The organism is Algoriphagus boseongensis (assembly GCF_004362805.1).
GTDB lineage: Bacteria > Bacteroidota > Bacteroidia > Cytophagales > Cyclobacteriaceae > Algoriphagus > Algoriphagus boseongensis.
This window is the reverse complement of the sequence record NZ_SNYF01000005.1, coordinates 1,439,796-1,462,279: the sequence shown is the minus strand read 5'-3', so window position 1 is coordinate 1,462,279 and position 22,484 is coordinate 1,439,796. Positions and strand designations below refer to the sequence as shown.

Below are 22,484 nucleotides of genomic sequence, written 5' to 3'. Positions count from 1 at the left end.
GTTATTGATCAATGAAGGCTGTTTCTGGAGCACGAACGCCCATTATTTGGTATGGTTCCATTTCTTTTCTGATTTCAGCGAGTTCTGCTGCGGTGAATTTCACAGACAAGGCTCCCAGATTCTCCGCAAGATGCTGAGGGCTGGTAGTTCCAGGAATAGGCACGATAAATGGTTTTTGAGCCAAAAGCCAAGCTAGAGAAAATTGAGCCATTGTAATTCCTTTTTGCTGCGACCATTTTCTTACAATTCTTAGGAATCCCATGTTTTGCCCAAATCCTTCAGCTGAAAAGAAAGGTAGTTGTGATCGTCGGTCTTCACTGGAAAATCTGCTGTATTCATTGAATCTTCCGGTAAGGAAAGAGCGATGCGTAGGCCCCCAGGGCACAAAGCCGATTCCTAACTCTTCACAAGTAGCTAGGATCTGATTTTCCACCACACGCTCTGCCATATTGTATTCAGATTGCAAAGCAGCAACTGGAAGCTCACCATGTGCTTTTCGTAGGGTAGCAGGAGATACTTCCGAAAGCCCCCAATGCTTTACTTTCCCGGCTGAAATTAGATCTTTTACTGCACCAGCGACATCTTCAACTGGTACATTGGGATCCATTCGATGTAAATAGTACAAGTCAATTGCCTCAACTCGAAGTCGTTTCAGTGAACCATCAATTACTTTCTTTATCGATTCTGGGGTAGCATTTCTCCCCATTCTTCGGCCATTTTGAATTTCAAATCCAAATTTGGATGCGATGGTGATTTTTCCCTTAAATGGTTCCAGTGCCTCTCCAACCAATTCTTCACTGCCATAGGGTCCATAGACTTCCGCAGTATCAAAAAAGGTAACTCCCATTTCCACAGCTTTTCGAAGATGAGCAATCATCTCATCTTTGGGAGGGGTGGGATTGTAGGTGCCTGATACCATGCTCATGCAACCCAATCCGAGTCCTGTAACTGTGAGGGGTCCAAGTTTTCGGGTAGGTAAGGAGGGAAGTACTTCCTCATTAGAGCTAGTGGAGGCAATGGCAGCACCTGAAGAAAGAATCAGTCCTGCTCCTGCTAAGCTGGCATTTTTGAAGAATTCTCTGCGATTTATTTCTGAATGCTTTTTCATGAATTTATTAGGAATGGATTCTTCTCTTGGTTTGAGTAGTTCAATTTTCTTTAAGGAATATATTTAGATCCCACGGGATTGACGTCTTGCTCTATTTTTAAAAGCCTTTTCAATCACATCAAATCTAGATTTACGGGGATCCGGCATGCTTGCAACTCTTCCATCCAAATCTACATCCAAAATTTGCTCCGTTTGCAAGTTGAAGCTTGGCCAAGTCGGTAGATTGTTTCCATTTGGATTTCCAGTTTTGGCAAAGTTTGCCCAATAAGTGTTCATTATTCTTGCAAGTCTAATTTCCTCTGGACTAGGTTCCCCTTGAGCTCCCCATCGGGCATTGAGCGTATTGAATACAAAAGGGATATCTGATCCATGACCTGCACCATAAGGTGATCTGGCACGATTGGCGGGAGGCACATACCCAAATTGAAACATATACACCGGCTGATCTTGCTTCAAAAATGCTTTTGCAGTCATTCGTGCAGGTTCACCCCAAACCCAATCCGTGTTGAACTTAATTTGAACTTCGGCAAACTCCTTATTTCCTTCGGGATCAAAAGCAGCTTTGAATTCATCGGATAGTTCATCAAATAGAGCAAAGAGTTCTTCTTTTGATGTGCTGTTGTTGACAAAAGCTCCTCCAACTTCCGCACTGGAATTACCAATCATCAAAGGGACTTTAGGCTGTCTTCCTGCCATGTAAGCACTTTCTGCAGTTTCTACCACCAGTTTACCATCCAAGATTGGACCTGAATAGGTTCGGTTTCCGAGACTATCAGTCTCTTGTCCTCCATCCACAATTTGATCTGCCGACAAGGCGCGTAGTTGGGCTAATGCCGTTTGGTCTGTCCCATTTATCCCATGTCTTCGGGCAAAGTTGATTCCGATGGTTTCTGCAGAAATGTTATAAAGTGGATCGGCATTTTCTTTGTCAATTGGTCTACCAGTCAAAACACCATCTCGACCTCCTCCAGAGTGGCTGATGGCTTTATGGAATAATCCTTTGGCAGATGGAATGGATAATAAGGAATGAACAGAGACACCGCCAGCGGAAAATCCAAAAATGGTCACATTGTCAGGATTTCCTCCAAATGCAGCGATGTTTTCCTGTACCCATTTTAGGGCAGCAATCTGATCCATATAAGCATAACTGCCCTTGAATTCATCTGGATTTTCCTGACTCAAAGCTGGAAAGGCAAAATGACCTAATCTTCCCAATCTGTAATTAATGGTTACCAAAACAACTCCCTGTTTGGCAAAAGAATCCCCGGCTGATCCTGGGCCTGCACCGCTTCCTCCTGTAAATCCACCTCCATGGATCCATATCATCACAGGTAATTTGGACCCTTCCGATGCCAAAGCCGGAGTCCATACATTAAGAAAAAGACAATCTTCTGAGGTGACCACAGTTGAGCCTGGCCAAGTTCGCTGCGGGCAATCTGCACAATACTTAGTAGCTTCTCTCACCCCCTCCCAAGCTTCGACTGGCTGCGGAGGTCTCCATCTAAATTCGCCGACCGGAGGTGCTGCAAATGGAATTCCTTTGAAACTTGAAACGCCTTCTTCGATGACTCCTTGTACTCTACCGGATTTGGTTTGAACCAAGGGGCCTTGTCCAAAAGAGGAAAAGGACAGGATGGCTAATAGGCTGAAGAGGAATAACTTTTTCATGAAATTTAAATTGAAGGGAGTTTACTTCTCAATCTGATGCGTATCTCTGACACTGCTGAAGGTTAAGGCAAGCATTTTCCAATCAGAGCCTTCTTTTTGGTAAACCTCCGTTACGGTAAATTCAGTCACGACATCATTGCCTCTTACATTGGCCGTCAATGCAATTCTATTCCAGACAATAGCTGTGTTTCCTACAATTTCGATGGCAGTATCTTTTACATCGGCATTTTTGTACCAGATGCTGCCTGTCTCGATGATTTCGAGTTCTCTGGCAGTGCTCCAGGTGCCGCTCATGTGGACAAATTTGGCTTGCGGATCAAAAAGGGGGGTAAGTTTGGCGATGTCCTTATCGGCCATCCATTTCCATTTGTCCATGGAGAGTTTGATGACTTCTTGTTCGGTAGGAGTGGTCTGCGCTTGAGAATTAAAGCAAACCAAGGTAAATAGAAGGGCTGTATTGAGTAAAGATTTCATAGAATTAGAGTTTAGTCAATTATTTGGAAGGGTATTCACCCGGTTTTAGTGCTTCGTGCCAGATGGTGGCTCCTTTGCCAGCAGGAGATGCTGCCATGTAGATTACTCTTGAATTTGGGGTAGCTCCATGCCAATGCTGAATCCCCGGCTGGCATTTGATGATGTCTCCTTTTTTTACGGTTTGGAGGGCTTGGCCACGCTCTTGGTATAATCCTTCTCCATCCAAAATGAAAAGGATTTGACCTGCGGGATGTTCATGCCAATACAGGTGTGAGCCTGCTTCCGAGACTACATAGCCTACTCCAAACTCAAAAGTGCTATCCGGCTGGACAAGTGAACTTAAGTAAATGTCACCGATATGGTGGACATTTGCTGCTTTTGGTCCTTTTGGGAAAATTTCCGAATCCTGTGCTTTGACCTGAAAGCCTAAGCCTAAAAGAATTAGACAAGAGAAAATTATTTTTTTCATGTAGAATTAATTTAAAAGAAATTCTCTTTCAAAACTATATCCCTTTAATTCTAAATGACTTACCCGGATTACTGAATTACTTACCATTTTTACAGAAAGGCTGTTTTGTCGCCTTTTTATATGGGGACTCTTCCTATTTTTGATTCAAATCCTTTTGCCATGGAAGAAATCGTAGATCTCTGGAATGTAAACGACTACTGCAGCCCTTTGAAATTATCCAGCATGCACCCTCTGGTCACAGTCGTGGATTTATCCAAGGGAGAATGGCCCAAGAACACGGGGACCAAAGCAGTTCGCTACCATTTTTATGGGGTTTTTCTCAAAGAAGGGGAGGAATGCGAGATTAGGTATGGTCGAAAGAATTATGACTTTCAGGAAGGAACCTTGGTGTTTGTCGGTCCTGGTCAATTGGTTAATATTTCGAAAATCGGAGAGCGACCAAAAATGTCCGGATATGCGCTTTTATTTCATCCGGATTTACTTTTAGGCACTCACCTTGGTAAAAAAATCGAGGATTATAACTTTTTCTCCTACGAGACCTATGAGGCGCTGCATATGTCACCCAAGGAAAGACAAATCGTTTTGGATTGCTTCGCAAAGATTCAAGACGAGCTTTCAGAGAGGATTGATAAGCATAGTAAAACAGTCATCCTATCTGCTATTGAACTGTTTTTGAATTATTGCCAGCGCTTTTACGATCGACAGTTTATTACCAGAGACACAGTCAATAGAAATGTGGTGGAGCAATTCGAATCGGCTATCAAATCTTATATCCGATCGGGAAAGGCGCAAGAAAAAGGTATTCCTTTGGTGGCTCATTTTGCAGAAGAGCAGAATCTTTCCCCGAATTATTTTGGGGATCTGGTGAAAAAAGAAACCGGAAAAAGTGCCCAGGAATTTATCCAATTGAAGCTGATCGAAATCGCAAAACAGCGGATTTATGACCGAGAACTTTCAATCTCAGAAATAGCCTACAGTTTGGGATTCAGATACCCCCAGCATTTTACACGGTTGTTTAAGCAGCAGGTAGGAGTGTCTCCTAAAGAATTTAGGGAGTCGGTAAATTAAATTCAAAAGCCAATAATCGTCTACAGACCATGGTCAACAGTCCACCGCCTGTCCAAATGAACTTGATCCAAAGTTACTTTTGCTGCTAAGAAACGGATGTCCAGCTCTAGTGAGTGAAATGGGGTTTCTTTAATTAATTATTCAGATTTATTTTTTAACCGAAGTGCATAAAAAAAAGGCTAGCTCTTAAGAACCAGCCTTTTAGTATAAATCTTTTTAGAGATTATTTTGGAAGTAATACTGAGTCAATTACGTGAACCACGCCATTGCTTCCAGCTAAATCTGCAGCTACAACAGTTGCGCCACCGATCATAACTTTTCCATCCTTAATAGATACTGTTAAAGTTTGACCATTCACAGTGGTTACCACTTGGCCATCACTTAAATCTCCAGACATCACATTTCCAGCTACTACGTGGTAGGTAAGGATTCCTGTCAAAGCGTCTTTGCTTTCAGCCTTCAGAAGTCCTTCCACTGTTCCTGCAGGCAAAGCTGCAAAAGCTGCGTTGGTTGGAGCAAAAACTGTAAATGGACCTGTTCCGCTCAATGTTTCTACTAAGCCGGCAGCCTGAACCGCAGCCACCAAAGTAGTATGGTCCTGAGAACCAATTGCGATGTCTACTACAGTATTGGATGGGGCAGGAGTTTCTTCCACAACCTCAACCACAGTTTCTTCAGTAGTTTCTTCTTTTGGAGCACTACAAGCAGTCCATAATCCCATAGCAAGGAAACTTCCTGCCAAGGCTAAAATTTTTGTTGATTTCATTTACTAAGTAGGTTTTTATATTTCCCCTTAATAACAAGCTGGAGAGGAGATAGTTTAAAAATATTTTCAAGCACAACCCACCTGACAAGGAATTCCTTAAGTTGGTTTTGGTTTTTGGATGGCCTTTTTTGATCCAATACCTTTTAGATTTTGATAAAGGCTTAAGAATTTGGTCTGTACTATTTTTGAAATTTCTTCAATTCCTTTTTATCCAACTCCAAAATGATCACTTCTTTGGGATGCTGGGAAATAAGTTCTTCAGATGGAATACTACTTTCTGACTCGCCGCTTGCGCTTAAAATTTTTATAGGAAAGTTGATCCAAATCATTCCCATTTCCCCCATTTCCCAACGGCTTTGAATCATTTTTACATGGGGATTTGCTTGCTCGATAGTCTCAGCAATAGGCTGTCCAGGGATGACAGTTTCACCGAGAGATGCTTTTTGAGAATTGGCTTTCAAGCCAGAAAGACGGGTAAATGTCCCATCCTGATGGTAAATCTCCAGATAGTTTTCGGATTCGAAATCCGTCGGTCCTGAGGTATTTACTTCCTTATCCATCTTTATCTCAGAAATAATTCCTTTTCTGGGGGCACAAACCAATGCAGGTTTTTCAAAGAAAAATCCGACTCCAGAATAGGGTGGATTTGAAGATTTGGGTCCTGATGAATTGACTTGAACAATCAATGGCCTCATAGACAGTTTGGTACCTTCTTCCAATGGAATCAGATAGGGCTGATCCTTTTGAGTTGGCAGAGTAAAATCTCCCTTGAATAATTTGGTATTGTACCGGAATCCTGTCTTCTCATTAACATAGATCGACTTCAGCTTTACCAAAGTGCTTTTTCCGGGCTCAGCTACCGAAAAAATGATGTTTCCCATCATGGATTCAAGATTCTCTAAACTCGAAAACTCTATCCGAATGGTGTAGGGTATTTTTTCAGGATTCATCGAAAATAGGGTGAGGTTTCGATCCTGATCCTGCTCTGCAACGATTTGAACTTGAGCGAAAAGTGAATTTACGAGAAGAAAGAGGAAAAGTGAAGCGATAATTCTCATGCAAATAAAGGGGCCTTTCAAAGTTAAAGTATCAGTAAAATGTGAAAACTAAACTAGTCTTCAAAAGTAATTTTTAAAATTATTTCTCACTACCTCAAATCGAAAAAGAGGAAAAATAGGATTAAACTGAAACCTTTTGATTTGTAATTTTATATCGGTTTATCTGCTTAGTTTAAAATTAAATATCTGATTGATTAAATTTTTTGCAATAAAAGACCGTATTATTGCCGCCGTAAAAAAACAGAATTCATGAAGATTAAATGGAAATTGGCGTTTCTGATCACCATAGCAGCGCCCGTAATCAGTTTCTTTTGGAAAGCAAAAGAACCCATCCTTGATCGGTTTGGAACGGAAGATCAGTTGGTATTTGCAGACATTGCCTGGTTGCTGACGGCCTCTTGTTTGGTTTTATTGATGACTCCCGGACTTTCCCTGTTTTATGGAGGAATGGTAGGCAAGAAAAACCTGATTTCCACTATGCTTCAGAGTTTTATCTCTTTGGGCGTAGTTTCTATGCTTTGGGTGGTTGTTGGATTTAGTCTTGCCTTTGGAGATCCTTGGTTGGGAATTACCATTGACGGGACTTATTATGGGATACTCGGAAATCCATTCCAATACACCTTTTTTGACCAGGTTTCTGTACTTCCTCATTTAGCTTTAGGTTCGACAATCCCATTCGTTTTGTTTGCGCTGTTTCAGATGAAATTTGCCGTGATCACTCCGGCAATCATTACTGGATCTTTTGCGGAGCGGGTAAGATTTATCGGGTACCTGTTCTTCGTTGGCATCTTTACAGTCTTGGTTTATACTCCGCTTTGCCACATGGTTTGGCATCCCAATGGACTGATAGGAAGTTATTTTGGGGTAGTTGATTTTGCTGGGGGAACTGTGGTTCACATCAGTGCAGGCTTGGCATCCTTGGCAGGAGCATTATTTATTGGGAAAAGAAAAAGCCCAAATCACGATCCTTCGAATATTACCTATGTGATTTTGGGAACCGGTATGCTCTGGTTTGGCTGGTTTGGATTCAATGCAGGTTCTTCTTTGGCAGCCAACGGAACAGCAGCCATGGCTTTTGCCACTACGACCATCAGTTCGGCTACTGCCATGATGACTTGGGTGCTTTTTGACCGGATTCAGGGAAGAAAAATTTCGGCTTTACAGGCCTGTATTGGAGCTGTAGTTGGTTTGGTAGTGATCACTCCGGCAGCAGGATATATTACGGTTCCGCAAAGTTTCACTTTTGGTTTTATCGGTGCGATTGTGTCCAATGTCCTAATGAATTGGAAGGCTTTGAAAAGAATTGACGATACGTTGGATGTATTTGCTTGTCATGGAATCGGAGGGATTATGGGGATGATTTTGACGGCAATTTTTGCAAATAAGGAAGGGGCTAGTTTGCTTTATGGGGGATGGGGAGTGTTCTTTTCCCACATGATGGTATTGGTAGGAGTGGTGATTTTCTCTTTTGTCATGTCGTATCTGATTTTCTTCCTTCTCAATAAAGTAGTCACGCTGAGGGTGCGGGAAGAATACGAAGAACTTGGACTTGATCTTTCCCAGCATGGTGAATCCTTGAAAAGTGTTTAGAATCTAATAAAACCAAAAAAAGAAGGGAGACCGATTCGATTCAGCCTCCCTTCTTTTTATTTTTAAATATCAGAAATCTTTTCTCCTGTCTTCTTTTCCTGATAAGCTCGTTTGGTCACTTTCAGGTCGCGGAAATACCCGATGGTCCCAATATCTACAAATAAGCCTACGAAACCCTTTTTATTTTTTCCAAACATCTTATCTACTATAAAAGAGGAGTGTTTTTCGTCGTTGATGAACATTTCGGCGGATTCCCCATTAACTTCAATTCGCATGGTAAACCATTCGTTTAGAGCAGTGGGGGCTGAACCTTCATACTCATAAGGAGCTATTTTTCTAAGGGTGTCAAATTTGTAATCCGGATAAGAAAAGTATTGAACAGAGTGATTTCTCAATCTTTGACTGCTTGCTCTTCCAACTTTGGGACGGACATAAATACTTTCAAACTCCGAATCATCCTCTTTCACTCGGAAAAACAAACCTATAAATCCAGCTATACCTGAAAAAGGAGCAGGAACTTTAAGTTTACTGTACATTTTTACTTCTATGGTTCCATTTTCGAAATCATCCAATCCAAGAAGTCTAGCATAGTGTGGTTCATCGACTGTTGCCTCCAATCTGGTGGAATCAAAAGGCAAGGCATTCAAATCACGCTCAATTTTCAGGACTTTCTTTCCCTGAAATTTGACGATTTCACCAGTCACGTTATGAAGTTCAAATTCCTGTTTTTTGAGCTTGAGAACCTGGGCCTGAATATTCAATGAAATGAATATAAGCCCTAAAAGGAGAGTGTGTTTTTTCATTTTTTCTTGAAATAGAATTCCCTGAAGGGAGTGTTTTGACTCACTTTAGCTTGGGATCAAGTCAGTGTTTATTGACCTAATCTTAAAGAAAAGGGTATTTAGATTTTCTTAAAACAGCTTCTCCTGTGGAGGTGTGGCCCCACCAAGTCGAATGTAAACGGTAGTCTGGCCTCTATGATGTGTCTGATGCTCGAAGCACTTCTCCAGTGCCTTGGCCTTGGTCATTTCAAATCTACCAAACAGAGTGGCAGATTCGGCTAATTTTTCAGGAGTCATAGTTTTGATACTGCTGATCACAAAATCATATCCTGCCATGACTAATTTGGTGACATTTTCCTTGGATTGATCGGCAGCTTTTTCAGATTCACCCATTCCAACTGGGCTGGCAATCCCTGTAGCGGCTGAAGTAAATCCATAATTTCCGTCCGTGAGGTGAAGCATTTGCTGGGCAAAACTTCTCATTTCTGGAGTTGGCTTTAAATTATACTTATCCGCGGGCATGGCATCTAAATATTCTTTGGTATAAGCCTTAGCTCTTTCCCAGTCTTTGACCATATCGTCAACAGAACTTTGGGCAAGGCTTAGTGAAGTCAATCCCAAAAAGAGGGCGAGGGTTGCTAAAATTTTCATAAGTGTCAGGTTTTATAATTAGAAGATACAAATTTCCTATTTCTGCGAGCCTTTTATCCTTAACCTAGTTTAAGAAATTACCCCTTCTCAGCTAGGTTTCTGCGAATTTTACTCAAAAATTCAGGAGTGATTCCCAAATAGGAAGCAATCTGAGTATTCGGGAGTCTGTTGGACAAAATGCGATATTGTTCTAAAAAATCAAGGTAACGCTGCTCAGCGGTGGAACTGAAATTTTGTAAAACCCGATTCTGTAATTCGATGTATTTCTGTTCGATTGTAACTTTAAAAATCCTGTTGAGCTTGTATATTTCTTCGAAAAGAAAATAAAGATCAGTTTGGGAGATTTGAAGTACTTCGGAGGATTCTATGGCTTCAATATTCAAAGAACTGGGTTTGCCCGTGTAAAAGCTTGCTATATCTGCTATCCAGTCATTTTCTGCTGCAAACTGGATGTTGTGTTCAAAGCCTTTGTCATCCACACCGTACATTCGGAAGCACCCCGAGACCACAAAAGTGTAAACCTTACATGTGTCTCCAGCCTGTAGAATTTTCCCTTTTTTATTGATGAATTTTAATTCAAACCTTGGTTCGATCAGGGCCTTTTCCTCGGCAGAGATTGGAAAATAATTCAGAAAGAATTTGAGTAAGGCTTCTTTGGCCATAGATTGGGTTTAAGAAAAATACACCAAATCCAACCCCTTAAAGGTTGGATTTGGTAGTTTGGATTTACTTCAATTTCAATTTCACCGGGTCCCAGTGAATGATCTTTTTGTCGAAATAACTTTGGTTACAGGCTAGGGCAGGAGCGGCTGCTCTGAATCCAAATTCAGCATCTTCTACCACAGGCTTACCTGTTCGGATCGCATCGAAGAAGTTGGTAAAGTGATCTAAATGATCGCTGTATCCGTCTGGAGCTTTGAATACGAAATCCTCTTTTGTCGGTCTTCTTCTCTGCTCCGGAGTCCATTTGGCATCATACTCGGCCCGCATTTCATCCTGCATTTTTTTGGAGAAAGTAAATAAGGAATCATATCCTCCAAATCCCGGTGCCTCCGGTAAAATGCTATGGGTCACACTCAATCCATTTCCTCTTAGCGTCATCACCCCTTCAGAGCCTACCAATTGGACGATTTCCTGTCCCCCAGTTCCACTGATAAAATTCACCTGCAAAGTCATCATGTATGCAGGGTGCTCAGGACTATCCGGGTATTGCATAATCCCAGACATCACGTCAGGGAGATTTCGGCCGTCTTTCCAGTAACTGAATTGACCTGTGCTGAAAATGGTCTCAGGACCTTTGGAATTGGTGATCAGGTGGGTTCCACTCAAGAGGTGGATAAATAAATCTCCAGCCACACCAGTTCCCACTTCCTTGAAAGCTCTCCACCAGAAAAACTTCTTGGCGTCGAACTCCATTTTTTCCGTGACTTCGATAAACTTATCCCAATTGGTTGTTTCCGCGCTGGCATCTTTTGGAATGGTGTATTCCCAAGCCCCAATCGAGCTCTGACGGTCATAGACTGCATTGACCATATTCAATTGGCCGATTTCACCAGCTGCCAAGAGTTCTTTCGCCTTTTGGTAGCCTATGCTGCTCACCCGTTGACTTCCCACCTGAACTACTTTTCCGGATTTCTTCGCAGCTTCCATAATTGGATAGCCTTCGGAAATCTTGGAAACCATAGGCTTCTCGATGTACACATGCTTTCCTTTTGCCAAAGCATCCAAGGTCATCTGGGCATGCCAGCAATCCATAGAACAGATCAAAACCGCATCAATATCCGGACGATCCAATAAGTCTTTATAATTTCTTGTGGTATATAGATCTGGCCCAAATTGCTCTTTTGCATTTTCGATTCTTCCAGTATACAAATCACAAATACCTGCCAGTTCCACTCCAGGAACTTTTAAAGCGGTGGTCAAGTCAAAATGACCCTGAACTCCATAGCCAATCACACCAATTCGAATGGTGTCGTTGGAGGAGATTTTTCGCTCGTAGTGGAGGATTCTTTCTTCGGCTTTTTCCTGTGCACCTAAAGAAAGAAAGGGAGTGGCTGCGGTGGCAATACTTGTTGCTCCCAATTGTTGAAGAAATCTTCTTCTAGAAGCGGAAGAATCGTTTTTCATGGGTTTAATGGGTTATTGGAAATGGTAATTTATTGAATGGCATAACTGACAAAAGCAACTTTCTTGCTGTCAGGACTCCATGAAGGTACATTGAAAGTGCCTTGTCCCCCAAAAAACACAGGGGTTAAATCTTTAATTTCTTTGGTTTCCAAGTTCATCAGACGGAGTTTGACCTGTTTTCCGAAAGGATGTCCCTGTGCTTGATCCTCCAGGTAAGAAATATAAGCGATCCATTTTCCATCCGGTGAAGGATGGGGGAACCAATTGGAATAATCATCAAAAGTCAATTGCGCTGGATTTTTTCCATCAGCATCAATTCTCCAAAGCTGCATATGGCCTGTGCGGAAAGAATTAAGGTAAATGTATTTTCCATCAGGGGAATAATCCGGTCCATCATCCAGACCTTCTGAGTCAGTCAGTCTTTTTTCCTTTCCTCCATTAACGCTGATGGTGTAGATGTCAAAATTCCCATTCCGCTCTCCCGTGTATGCCAAAGTCTTCCCGTCTGGACTCCATCCATGCCAATAGGATACGACTTCAGGAGTTATTCTCCTTGGCTCCCCTCCGGTTATCGGAAGGATATAAATGACGGATTTGTAAGGTTTAGGGGAAGGGTCATTTCGATCGTTATGGCTTATAGCTAGCCATTTATTGTCCGGAGAGATTCCGTGGTCATTGTTGCAAGCGGTGGCAAATCCAGTATCCAATACCTTCATCTCTTTTGTCGCCAAGTCCAGGGTGTAAATTCTCCCCTTACTATTGACAATCAAATAATTGTCAGGATGCCAGTTGGGCGCTTCAATGTGCTTATTTGCAGAATAGACGGTTTCAATTCTACCTGTGTAGATGTCCGCAGTTTGGATATAGCTTGTCGTATCTTTTTTCTCTGCTGGAGGCATAAATTGATGATTAGATTGACCTACAAGTTTCCAGTCGTTGCCCACTTTTTCAAGCATCCTTATCTCTGTGGAGAAATTTTGTTTGCCTTCTTTGGAAACTGATACTTCATCGTGACTTACCCAAGCGCTGTTGCCTTGAATACTCATTTTAAAATTCGAAAGAAAAGCCATTCCACCCGAACCGATCATGGAAGGGGGAGGGTTTTTCATCAAAGAAACTGGGGCATCAAAGAATTGGCCTGTGGCAGTTGAAACCAGAATTTTCCCATAAGGCCGTTCTTCCCAGCAATCTGCATGGGCTTGGATGTCCCCCATTCTCCAGGTTAAAGCTTCTCTTTCCAGCAGATGAATAATGGCCACCGAATCGCTCGAACTTTGGCCAAATGAATTGATAAATGAGGAAAGGACCAGAAAAGTCCCGAAAAACACATTCAGAAATTTGAGCGGAGAGGAGGAGGTCTTTTGGGGTTTCATAGGCGTAAGGAATGGGGAGATGGAGAACTGATTCTTGCTTAAGCTAATTTTATTTTCCTAGAAAAGGAAAGAAAGGGCTCATTCATAGAGAGATGAGCCATGATTTTAGATTTCCTAATAGATAGAATTACCGGTCAATCATCTTTTGGGCTGATTCTGGATAGCGGTTTCCGATGATCCTTAAGGATTCAAAAGCCTTGTCAATTTCCATCAATTCAGATTCTGAGAGGATGATTGCTGTAGCACCAATATTTTCTTCTAATCGATGAAGTTTGGTGGTCCCTGGAATTGGCACAATCCAAGGTTTTTGGGCTAGAAGCCAGGCCAAGGCAATTTGGGCAGGAGTAGCCTGATACCCATTGGCAATGATTTCCAACTGGTCCACCAAGGCTTGGTTTGCTTTCCTTGCTTCTTCAGCGAATCGTGGAACCACATTTCTGAAGTCAGTGGGATCGAATGTAGTTTGTTCGTCTATCTTCCCGGTTAAGAACCCTTTCCCCAATGGACTGAAAGGAACAAATCCGATTTCCAATTCTTCCAAGGTGGAAAGAATTTCTTCCTCAGGTTCTCTCCACCAAAGCGAGTATTCACTTTGAAGTGCAGCGACAGGCTGGATAGCATGAGCTCGACGAATGGTTTTTACTCCAGCTTCAGAAAGCCCAAAATGTTTCACTTTTCCAGCTTGAATCAAGTCTTTCACTGCACCCGCCACTTCCTCAATAGGTACATTTGGATCTACCCGATGCTGATAAAGCAGGTCGATCGAATCTATCCTTAATCGCTTTAATGAGCCTTCTACCACTTTCTTGATGTGATCAGGTTGGCTATTCAGTTGCGTCCATCTTCCATCTTGGTCAGGACCAAAACCAAATTTGGTAGCGATGACTACCTTGCCTTTAAATGGTTCAAGAGCTTCACCCACCAATTCTTCATTGGTATAAGGGCCATAAACCTCAGCTGAATCAAAGAAGGTTATTCCCTTATCCACTGCTGCGTGAATTAGTTGGATCATTTCCTTTTTATCCTTGGCAGGTCCATAGCCAAAGCTCATTCCCATGCATCCAAGTCCCAATTCAGAGACTTCCAATCCGGTTTTTCCTAGTATTCTGGTTTTCATGCTAGTTCTATTTTGAAGTCTATCTATGCTAAATCAATTTTTTAAGGATTACTCATTTCAAAAGTCGGAAACTATATAAAGAACTACCAATACGAATCAAACAGAAACTTATAGAATTCAAATAGAGCAATGATAGTAAAGTCAAGTCTTTAGGATTTCTTGAATAGGCAAAACATCGATTTGGGTGCTAATTCCTACAAATGTTTGAAAAATGTAAGTTTTTGCTTGAATTCTATTGGATTATATAAGTATTGTGCTTGACCTTTGTAATCTAATTTTGAAAAATCGCCTCCTTAAACTTATCATGAGATCTTCAATTACCCGCCTTTTCCTTATGGGATTTGCCTGTGTTCTTTTATGCAATTCAAATCCTGCCGCTGCTCAAGGAATCAAACATTTCAATGGAACTATTACCGCAACCAATAACGGGATTTCCATTATCCCATCTTTCTCTTTGGGAAGACCAGCCGTTTTCTTTGATTTAAGTGTAGGAGGAGATAGGCTTTCCTTTGATCCCATGTTTCGATTCGGAATGAATGGGAAGCCTTGGTCTTTTGTCCTCTGGTGGAGATATAAGCTCATCAAAGACAGTCGTTTTACGCTCACTGCCGGTGCTCACCCTGCTTTCCTTTTTCAGGATATGGAAGTGATTGTGGACGGTAAGCCTCAAAAGATGTTCATTGCCAACCGATACTTGGCGGGAGAGATCAATCAGATGTATAAGTTCTCGGATAAATTCAGCGCCGGGATTTATTACTTACACGGAAGTGGATTTAACCCAACGGGTCCGAAAAACTCTGATTTTCTTGCCTTAAATACTGTGATTTCAAACCTGAGATTAGGTAAGGAGTTTAAACTTAGAATGAATCCTCAGTTTTATTTTCTGAGTGTTGATAAGGGAAATGGATGGTATGTGACTTCCAGTTTTACACTTAGCAAGGATAATTTTCCGATTTCCTTCCAGACCTTATTTAACCAAAAGCTGAGCTCAACTGTCCCCGGGGATGACTTGGTCTGGAATGTGAGTTTGCTTTACAATTTTGCGAATAACTACAGAAAAGAAACCCGCTGATAAAAATGGAGAAGCCAGAGACCTTAGAGGAGTTTTATAAGCGAAAATTCAAGTGGATCCCTGAAAGTCTGAAAAATGACTTTGGGCACTTTAATATTTTTAGGCTTGAGCCTTTTCTGGAAGGGAAAGTAAAAAGTGTTCCCTATCGAAAAAGAGATTTTTACAAAATCATGTTGGTCAAAGGAGCAAGCACCGTTCACTATGCAGATCGGGTGTATGAAGTAAAGAAGCAGGCTCTTTCCTTCTCTAATCCTTTGGTTCCTTACAAATGGGATCATTTAGGCGAGCATACTTCGGGAGTTTATTGTGTTTTCAATCCTCATTTTTTCATGAATTTTGGTCAAATCCAGCAATATGAGGTGTTTCATCCCAATGGAACCCACGTATTCGAACTCAATGACCAAGAGGCTGCTGAAGTGGAATCTATTTTTGAAAAAATGCAGGAAGAGCTGGAGTCAGAATACAAGTACAAATACGATAGGCTGAGAAACCTGGTGTTTGAACTCATCCATTTTGGGATGAAGCTTCAGCCTGCCGAACTCCAAATTGCGCAGCGGGGAAGTGCTTCCCTGAGGATTGCTTCTATCTTTTTGGAGTTATTGGAAAGACAGTTTCCAATCGATGAAAACCATACCTCGATACAACTTCGGACACCATCTGATTTTGCCGATCAACTCAATATCCATGTAAATCACTTGAACAGGGCTGTAAAAGAGATGACTGGAAAGACTACCTCTCAGCTCATTTCGGATCGATTGCTTCAGGAATCTAAAATTTTACTCAAACAGAGTAAATGGAATGTTTCCGAGATCGCTTACGCTCTCGGCTTTAATGAAGTGACCCATTTCAATAACTTCTTTAAGAAATCCATGAACCAAAGCCCAACCCAATTCAGAAAAGGGTGAAAATTCATTTTACCGTCTAAAAGAAGATGATTTCAAATCAAGATATAATTTCCTAACATAGCATCATGCTTCAAGACTCGTTTGGACGTATTCACGATTACCTCAGGATTTCTCTGACAGATCATTGCAACTTCCGATGCACGTATTGCATGCCGCAGGAGGAGATGGAGTGGATGCCCCAATCCAAACTGATGAGTCAGGAGGAAATCATCCAATTGGCGGAAACTTTTATCCGATTGGGAGTGAAAAAAATCCGATTGACCGGAGGAGAGCCCTTGGTGAGAAAGGAGTTTGACTGGATACTGGAAAAGCTTTCTGCACATCCTGTGGAATTGACCCTGACTACCAACGGGATTTTGATTCATAAGCATATTCAGGCTCTGAAGAATGCAGGAGTTAGGTCGGTAAATGTGAGTCTGGATACGCTGAATAGAGAAAAATTCAAGAAATTAACCCGAAGAGATCAGTACGATCAGGTTTGGGAAAATATCCTGTTACTTCTTCAGGAAGGCTTTCGGGTTAAAGTCAATTCAGTAGCCCTTCACGGATTAATTGAGGATGAAATCTGTGATTTTGTCCAATTGACCGAAAAGCTTCCTCTGCACGTACGATTTATCGAATTCATGCCTTTTCAGGGGAATCATTGGGAAAGCAAAAAAGTTATCACAGCCGCTCAAATGCTTGATTTGGTCAAGGAGAAATTTGAAGTGGTCAAGTTGGAAGACAAAAAGCACGACACGGCTAAGAAATATAAAGTGGAGGGTTTTGAAGGGACTTTTGCCTTTATCACCACAATGAGTGAACATTTCTGTGGAAGCTGTAATCGAATGCGGCTCACCGCTGACGGTAAAATCAAGAATTGTCTTTTTGGAAAAGAAGAACTGGATTTATTGGGAGCGCTTCGCAAAGGAGAGGACTTGGAATCCATTATTCGACTTTCCGTTTCCCGAAAACATGCGGTTTTGGGAGGGCAGTTTGATCCGGATTACCTAAAAGCCATCCCAGAGCAAATTCAAAATCGCAGCATGATCAAAATTGGTGGATGATGTACGAGTTTGTAGAAGTGGGAAAAGCTAAAGAATTGCTTAAATCCCTGTCAATTCCCCGAAAATCAAAGAAAGTCAACATCCAAGAAAGCTTGGGAAAATTCACCTCATCTCCGGTGGTTTCCCCGATGGCAGTTCCATCTTTTGATAATTCAGGCATGGATGGTTATGCCATTTCCTGGTCAGATCAAGGGGAAAGCAGAAAAGTGGTAGATGTCATCCAGGCAGGAGCCAGCCCAGACTTCGAACTTCCAAAAGGCTGTGCTGTCAGAATTTTTACAGGCGCACCTGTTCCCAAGGGAGCAGATACTGTCATCCAGCAAGAATTGGTAAACCGGGTGGGAGAGGTGATTTTTTTTGAAGCTGAGCAAGTAAGCTTGGGAATGAATGTGAGAAAGGCCGGAGCTCAGTGCCAATTGGGTGAAATAGTAATTCCCTCTCAAACTCAGATTACTCCAGGGACAATTGGCTTATTGGCTTCTTTGGGAATTCTTGAAGTAGAGGTCTTTGAATCACCAAAAGTCGGGATAATCCTGACAGGTGATGAAATCATAGAAATAGGCAATCCACTCAGACCGGGGCAGATTTATAATGCCAACGGTCCTTCTCTTCAGGCTTTTCTAGAAAAGCTCGGAATTGAGGAAATAAAGATTTTCAAAGTAAAAGACGAGGCGTCTGAAGTCACACGTGTCGTGCGTGAGGCCTTGAATGAGGTGGATGTTTTGTTGCTGACTGGAGGAATTTCTGTAGGAGATTATGATTTTGTGAAGGGAAGTTTGGAAGAAAATGGCGTGAGTCAGGTGTTCTACAAAGTCAAGCAAAGACCAGGGAAACCATTGTTCGTTGGCTCAATGCAGGAACAATTGATTTTTGCTTTACCGGGAAATCCCGCTTCGGTATTATCCTGTTTTATTCAGTATGTGAAGCCGATTTTGCAGGAATGGATGGGGAACCCTGAGGCCTGGTCAGGACCTGTTTATTTGCCTATTTCTTCAGATTTTACAAAAAAAGCCCCTCTGACCTTTTTCTTGAAGTCCAAAATCAACCAAGGGAAAGTTGAAATTTTACCCGGACAGGAATCTTTCAATCTTTTGCCTTTTGGGATTGCAGATGGACTGGTGGAAATTCCGCAAGATCAAGAACATGTGGAAGAGGGCAGTTTGGTAGCATTTTATTCTTGGTAATATTATGGAAGCTTGGGATTGGTTTTTGTATTTCCTGATGCCTTTTGCAGCCTTTATGTATGCTTCAGTCGGGCATGGAGGAGCAAGTAGCTATTTGATGATTTTGGCGCTTATGGGTTTTGCCCCGGAGGAAATTCGCCCTTCTGCGCTGATTTTGAACATGTTTGTGTCTATGATTTCCTTTCTGAATTATAGGAAATCAGGCAAGTTTCCGCTGAACCTATTTTTGTCCCTGATCATTTTTTCAATTCCCGCAGCCTACTTGGGTGGTACATTGTTGCTAGAGACTGGGATTTACAAGAAAATATTGGGAGTCTTATTACTCTTTCCTGTTTTACGATTTGCTGGGGTTTTTCCCATTTCTGATACTGAAAAAATCGAGCGAAAATGGTGGATGGGACCTTTGCTGGGATTTGCCATAGGATTACTTTCCGGAATGATAGGCATTGGTGGAGGAATTATCCTTTCTCCGATTATTCTGATGTTAGGTTGGGCAGGAGTTAAGGAAACTGCAGCTTTAAGTGCCTTGTTTATATTCTTGAATTCCGTTTCTGGATTCTTGGGAGCATCGGTATTTCATATCGAGTTTTCCACCCAATTGTGGATTCTTCTACCCTTGACCATCGCAGGAGGAGCGGCTGGTGCCTATTTGGGAGCCAATAAATTCAGTCCGAAGATTCTCAAATACCTACTTGCCTTTGTTTTGGCCTTTGCTGCGGTTAAATTGATTATTGGGGGATAGGAAGTTGGGAAGCAGGGAAGCAAGGAAGCAAGGAAGTCCGGTGTAGGAAGGGAGGGATGTTTTAATTTCTAAATCAATCTATGTCCCTATGTGGTTTAGAAAGTAGGGAAGCAAGGAGGTTGGGAAGTCGGGAAGTTGGATGTCCGATGACCGGTGAAGGAATGGAGAGAAATTTAAATTTCTGAATCGATCTATGTTCCTATGTGGTTTAAAGAGTAGGGAAGTTGGAATTTGTTTTTTTCTTTCTGGTTGAAAATTGGTTCAATGACTAAATTGAAATTGAATTTCTAGAACAATGTCACAAACGATACAGATCAAAGCTTTTGGAATGATTGCTGAGAAAATCGGTTCATCCGACCTTTCTCTGGACAATCCAGGAACTTTGAAGGAATTAAGAGCCCAGCTGGAAAGTCAATTTCCAGATTTAGTTGGGGTAAAATTCAGTTTCGCTTTAAATAAAAAAATGCAACTGGCCGACTCCGAAATACCGGCTGGAGCAGAGGTAGCATTACTTCCACCATTTTCTGGAGGATGACATGAATCGCTTTTCAAGACAGGTCATATTGCAAGGTTTTGGGCTTGAAGGCCAAAGAAAGCTTCAGGCATCTTCTGTGCTGGTTGTCGGTGCAGGAGGCTTGGGTTGTCCGGCTTTGTTGTATTTGGCAGCTGTAGGAGTGGGTAGAATTGGAATCGTAGATGGAGACCAGGTTGATTTGAGTAATTTGAATCGGCAGGTACTTTATGGAGAACAAGATCTGGGAAAAAATAAAGCTGAAGTTGCTGCTGCCTATTTTCAGAAAAAGTACCGAGATATAAAATGGGAGATTTTTCCTGAGGTTTTGGAAACTGGAAATGCGAAGGAATTGATTTCAGGTTATGATTTGATTCTGGATGGAAGTGACAATTTCCCCACTCGATACTTAGTCAACGATGCCTGTGTGCTCTTAGGAAAGCCCTTGGTTTTCGGAGCTATTTATCAGCATGAGGGGCAGGTTTCAGTATTCAATTGGGGAAAAAACTCCGCAAACTATCGGGATCTGTATCCGGAAATGCCAGCTGCTTCAGAGATTCCCAATTGTTCAGAAACAGGGGTCTTAGGAGTTTTGCCTGGAATAATCGGAAATTTGATGGCCTTGGAAGCGATCAAAGTGCTTACAGGATACGGAAAGCCATTGGCTAATAAGGTTTTGTTTTTCAATAGTTTAAATTCTCAGTCTTACGAAGTGGAACTAAGCCCAAGGCCTGAATCTTCCCTTCAATCCCCCCAAACCTGGGAAGCCTTAGAAAGCCTGGATTATGCCTTAGCCTGTGAGGGAGTGAAGCAAGTTTCCTGGGAGGAAGTCATGGGTAAAATGAATTCAAATATTGCTTTTGTGGATGTTAGGGAACTTGATGAAAAACCGGAATTGAACTGTACAGGACTTTGGAAAATACCGATGTCAGTTTTGTCGGAAAAGCAGGATTTCTTGGCTCATTCCGAGGAAATCCTATTGTTTTGTCAAAGCGGAGTTAGAAGTCTAAAAGCTGCACAAACTCTGATTTCGGTATTTCCTGATAAGAAAATCTCTTCAATCAAAGGCGGAATGAATGCCTTGAAAAAATCGTAATTACCCATGGAAAAGGAGCGTAAACCCAAAAATATTTTTGTTCAAGGACCTATTTCTCCTGAGAAAATAGCCCAATCTATTGCCAACCATTCAAGCAAAACCGATATCGGAGGACATAGCATTTTTCTAGGTCAGATTCGTGCGGATGAAAAGCCTGAGGGAAATGTAATTGCCATTGATTATACCGCCTACGAGGACATGGCTTTGGAAAAGGCTTTTGAAATCCGGGAGGATATTTTTGAAAAGTACCCCCTGACCTGCATGCATATTTACCATAGCCTTGGAGAAATCAAAGTAGGGGAGATTTGCCTTTTTGTTTTTACTTCTTCCAAGCATAGAAAAGCGGCTATGCAAGCCTGCGATGAGTTAGTTGAGAGAATCAAAGCCGAATTGCCTGTTTGGGGGAGAGAAATTCTTGACACCGAAGGGCACGTCTGGAAAGTCAATACTTAATTAACCTCCTAGAAGATTTTCATAGGTTTTAAGGCAGGAGAGAGAAAACTCAGCCAACTCTTGTTTGGTGGCATTTCCATGAATTAGTTCTTGGTCTTTCTTGATCCAATCTTTTTGAATCTCATCCCATTTTGCTCTCAATTCAGGTTGTTTTTTGGAATAATCCAATAGGATTTTCTTTTGAAAAGCTTTTGCCTTCCACCACAGACTTTGATCAGGTTTTGCAGATGGATTCAGGAGTGGATGATTTAAATTGCATCCGAAGTAAAATGGAACATACAAGCTTATGCATGGATGGGGAGTTCCAGTAAGCCAAAGGGTAGAGGGTTTCCCTTTCCGTATTTCCGCTACCATACTTCCTGTGGTATCTGAAGGATTGGTAAATCCAGTAGCATGCATACAAACCGATCCCGTAGTGGCTTTTTTGGGATGAAAATCCTCTAGGTTATGCTGTCTTAAGGATCCCATAAAATCCGAGACTCCAGAATTCTCTGAAGTTGAAATAAAGTTTAGAGTACAGGCTTTTCGAATTTCAGGCCGTCCCGCTTTGGTATAAATTAGGTCAGAAAAGTAGTTTTTGAAGTTTGGTTTTTTACCCGAAAAAAACCTCTGAATCGTTTTAGGCTCCTCTTTGAAGCTCACCTCTTCATAATCCTCCTCAATGCTCAATCCATTGGAAATGCTTCCCAATGCGATAACTTTTTTGAAAGTCCAAGATTTCCCGGCTGTTTCCAAAATATAAGCCTTCTCTGGGTCTGCAATCAGAAAGCTGTTGTGGTAATAGAAATTCCTGTTTTGATAACCTCCGCAGGCATTTTGGCCATAGGTTTCCAAGAGTTGAATAATTAATCGTAAAGCTTCCTGAGCAGTTTTTGTTCGCTCCAAAGCCAAACGAAGAAGATCCATCCCCATCAGTCCAAGCTCTTTTTTATTGATTTTTACATTGGTGAAAACGGCCTCATTCCCAATTACAACTCCCCATTCATTGGCGCCCATTTCAGCACCCCACATTTGAAAAGGTTTGGAAAGAATAACTTCATACGTCTGCTCAACTTGCGGAATACTTCTAAAAGTGCACTGCAAGTTCGAGTTGGAATGCGAGGTTCTAGGTACATGAACTACCGCCTGAGCTTCCAAAGGTTCCCGGTCTGAGTTTTTTCCAAAAATCAGATTTCCTGAGGCAGTTTGATTGGGTAGGGCAACTAGAGTATCGCACATGAGATT

Annotated in this window: 23 protein-coding genes; 10 read left to right on the top strand and 13 right to left on the bottom strand. The window is 41.8% G+C overall.

Annotated elements, in window-relative coordinates; all coding sequences use genetic code 11:
- Position 1: 1 nt before the first annotated feature.
- The 4 genes from DFQ04_RS06300 to DFQ04_RS06285 form a co-directional block, all read right to left on the bottom strand.
- Entirely contained in the window at positions 2-1,108 is a 1,107-nt protein-coding gene (locus tag DFQ04_RS06300; RefSeq protein ID WP_133553786.1) for an aldo/keto reductase, read from the bottom strand.
- 63 nt (positions 1,109-1,171) lie between these two features.
- Positions 1,172-2,776: a carboxylesterase/lipase family protein gene (locus DFQ04_RS06295; protein WP_133553784.1), complete on the bottom strand. Its 1,605-nt coding sequence runs from the start codon at positions 2,774-2,776 to the stop codon at positions 1,172-1,174.
- A 21-nt stretch (positions 2,777-2,797) separates the two neighbouring features.
- Complete coding sequence (locus DFQ04_RS06290; protein WP_133553782.1) at positions 2,798-3,250, bottom strand: nuclear transport factor 2 family protein; 453 nt, start codon at positions 3,248-3,250, stop codon at positions 2,798-2,800.
- Between the two features lie 19 nt (positions 3,251-3,269).
- Entirely contained in the window at positions 3,270-3,719 is a 450-nt protein-coding gene (locus tag DFQ04_RS06285) for a cupin domain-containing protein (protein ID WP_133553780.1), read from the bottom strand.
- A 159-nt stretch (positions 3,720-3,878) separates the two neighbouring features.
- On the opposite strand from DFQ04_RS06285, the gene DFQ04_RS06280 reads away from it, so the two are divergent.
- On the top strand, positions 3,879-4,787 hold the full coding sequence (locus DFQ04_RS06280) for a helix-turn-helix domain-containing protein (RefSeq protein WP_133553777.1): 909 nt from the start codon (positions 3,879-3,881) through the stop codon (positions 4,785-4,787).
- Between the two features lie 223 nt (positions 4,788-5,010).
- Here the strand turns inward: DFQ04_RS06280 and DFQ04_RS06275 are convergent, their stop codons facing one another.
- Together DFQ04_RS06275 and DFQ04_RS06270 are read right to left on the bottom strand one after the other, a co-directional pair.
- On the bottom strand, positions 5,011-5,553 hold the full coding sequence (locus DFQ04_RS06275) for a fasciclin domain-containing protein (protein WP_133553775.1): 543 nt from the start codon (positions 5,551-5,553) through the stop codon (positions 5,011-5,013).
- 179 nt (positions 5,554-5,732) lie between these two features.
- Positions 5,733-6,611: a hypothetical protein gene (locus tag DFQ04_RS06270; protein WP_133553773.1), complete on the bottom strand. Its 879-nt coding sequence runs from the start codon at positions 6,609-6,611 to the stop codon at positions 5,733-5,735.
- Positions 6,612-6,860: 249 nt separating this feature from the next.
- Between DFQ04_RS06270 and DFQ04_RS06265 the strand changes: the two genes are divergently transcribed.
- The gene (locus DFQ04_RS06265) at positions 6,861-8,201 is read left to right on the top strand and encodes an ammonium transporter (protein WP_133553771.1); all 1,341 of its coding nucleotides are present in this window, start codon (positions 6,861-6,863) and stop codon (positions 8,199-8,201) included.
- A 62-nt stretch (positions 8,202-8,263) separates the two neighbouring features.
- On the opposite strand, the gene DFQ04_RS06260 is transcribed toward DFQ04_RS06265, so the two are convergent.
- The 6 genes from DFQ04_RS06260 to DFQ04_RS06235 form a co-directional block, all read right to left on the bottom strand.
- A complete protein-coding gene (locus tag DFQ04_RS06260; RefSeq protein WP_133553769.1) occupies positions 8,264-9,004 on the bottom strand; it encodes a family 16 glycoside hydrolase in 741 nt (246 codons plus the stop codon).
- A 108-nt stretch (positions 9,005-9,112) separates the two neighbouring features.
- Complete coding sequence (locus tag DFQ04_RS06255; RefSeq protein ID WP_133553767.1) at positions 9,113-9,634, bottom strand: DinB family protein; 522 nt, start codon at positions 9,632-9,634, stop codon at positions 9,113-9,115.
- 77 nt (positions 9,635-9,711) lie between these two features.
- The gene (locus DFQ04_RS06250; RefSeq protein WP_133553765.1) at positions 9,712-10,296 is read right to left on the bottom strand and encodes a Crp/Fnr family transcriptional regulator; all 585 of its coding nucleotides are present in this window, start codon (positions 10,294-10,296) and stop codon (positions 9,712-9,714) included.
- A 64-nt stretch (positions 10,297-10,360) separates the two neighbouring features.
- The gene (locus DFQ04_RS06245) at positions 10,361-11,761 is read right to left on the bottom strand and encodes a Gfo/Idh/MocA family protein (RefSeq protein WP_133553757.1); all 1,401 of its coding nucleotides are present in this window, start codon (positions 11,759-11,761) and stop codon (positions 10,361-10,363) included.
- A gap of 29 nt (positions 11,762-11,790) precedes the next feature.
- On the bottom strand, positions 11,791-13,134 hold the full coding sequence (locus tag DFQ04_RS06240; protein ID WP_133553756.1) for a TolB family protein: 1,344 nt from the start codon (positions 13,132-13,134) through the stop codon (positions 11,791-11,793).
- A gap of 127 nt (positions 13,135-13,261) precedes the next feature.
- A complete protein-coding gene (locus DFQ04_RS06235; RefSeq protein ID WP_133553753.1) occupies positions 13,262-14,251 on the bottom strand; it encodes an aldo/keto reductase in 990 nt (329 codons plus the stop codon).
- A 304-nt stretch (positions 14,252-14,555) separates the two neighbouring features.
- Here DFQ04_RS06235 and DFQ04_RS06230 point away from each other — a divergent pair, with 304 nt between their 5' ends.
- The 8 genes from DFQ04_RS06230 to DFQ04_RS06195 all read left to right on the top strand — a co-directional run bounded on the left by DFQ04_RS06230 (position 14,556) and on the right by DFQ04_RS06195 (position 21,260).
- On the top strand, positions 14,556-15,323 hold the full coding sequence (locus DFQ04_RS06230) for a hypothetical protein (protein WP_133553751.1): 768 nt from the start codon (positions 14,556-14,558) through the stop codon (positions 15,321-15,323).
- Positions 15,324-15,328: 5 nt separating this feature from the next.
- Positions 15,329-16,228: a helix-turn-helix domain-containing protein gene (locus tag DFQ04_RS06225; RefSeq protein ID WP_133553749.1), complete on the top strand. Its 900-nt coding sequence runs from the start codon at positions 15,329-15,331 to the stop codon at positions 16,226-16,228.
- A 65-nt stretch (positions 16,229-16,293) separates the two neighbouring features.
- Positions 16,294-17,274 carry a GTP 3',8-cyclase MoaA gene (gene moaA / locus DFQ04_RS06220; protein ID WP_133553747.1) on the top strand — a complete coding sequence of 327 codons (981 nt, stop codon included), beginning with the start codon at positions 16,294-16,296 and terminating at the stop codon, positions 17,272-17,274.
- Positions 17,271-18,458 carry a molybdopterin molybdotransferase MoeA gene (locus DFQ04_RS06215; RefSeq protein ID WP_133553745.1) on the top strand — a complete coding sequence of 396 codons (1,188 nt, stop codon included), beginning with the start codon at positions 17,271-17,273 and terminating at the stop codon, positions 18,456-18,458. The genes moaA and DFQ04_RS06215 overlap by 4 nt, the downstream gene beginning before the upstream one ends.
- Before the next feature lie 4 nt (positions 18,459-18,462).
- A complete protein-coding gene (locus tag DFQ04_RS06210; RefSeq protein ID WP_208110504.1) occupies positions 18,463-19,200 on the top strand; it encodes a sulfite exporter TauE/SafE family protein in 738 nt (245 codons plus the stop codon).
- A gap of 295 nt (positions 19,201-19,495) precedes the next feature.
- Positions 19,496-19,735, top strand: a complete 240-nt coding sequence (locus tag DFQ04_RS06205) for a MoaD/ThiS family protein (protein ID WP_133553741.1) — start codon at positions 19,496-19,498, stop codon at positions 19,733-19,735.
- A 1-nt stretch (position 19,736) separates the two neighbouring features.
- Positions 19,737-20,807, top strand: coding sequence for a HesA/MoeB/ThiF family protein (locus DFQ04_RS06200; protein ID WP_133553739.1), 1,071 nt, complete (start codon positions 19,737-19,739; stop codon positions 20,805-20,807).
- Positions 20,808-20,813: 6 nt separating this feature from the next.
- On the top strand, positions 20,814-21,260 hold the full coding sequence (locus DFQ04_RS06195) for a molybdenum cofactor biosynthesis protein MoaE (protein ID WP_133553737.1): 447 nt from the start codon (positions 20,814-20,816) through the stop codon (positions 21,258-21,260).
- Here the strand turns inward: DFQ04_RS06195 and DFQ04_RS06190 are convergent, their stop codons facing one another.
- The gene (locus DFQ04_RS06190) at positions 21,261-22,478 is read right to left on the bottom strand and encodes a carcinine hydrolase/isopenicillin-N N-acyltransferase family protein (RefSeq protein ID WP_133553735.1); all 1,218 of its coding nucleotides are present in this window, start codon (positions 22,476-22,478) and stop codon (positions 21,261-21,263) included.
- Positions 22,479-22,484: the final 6 nt, after the last annotated feature.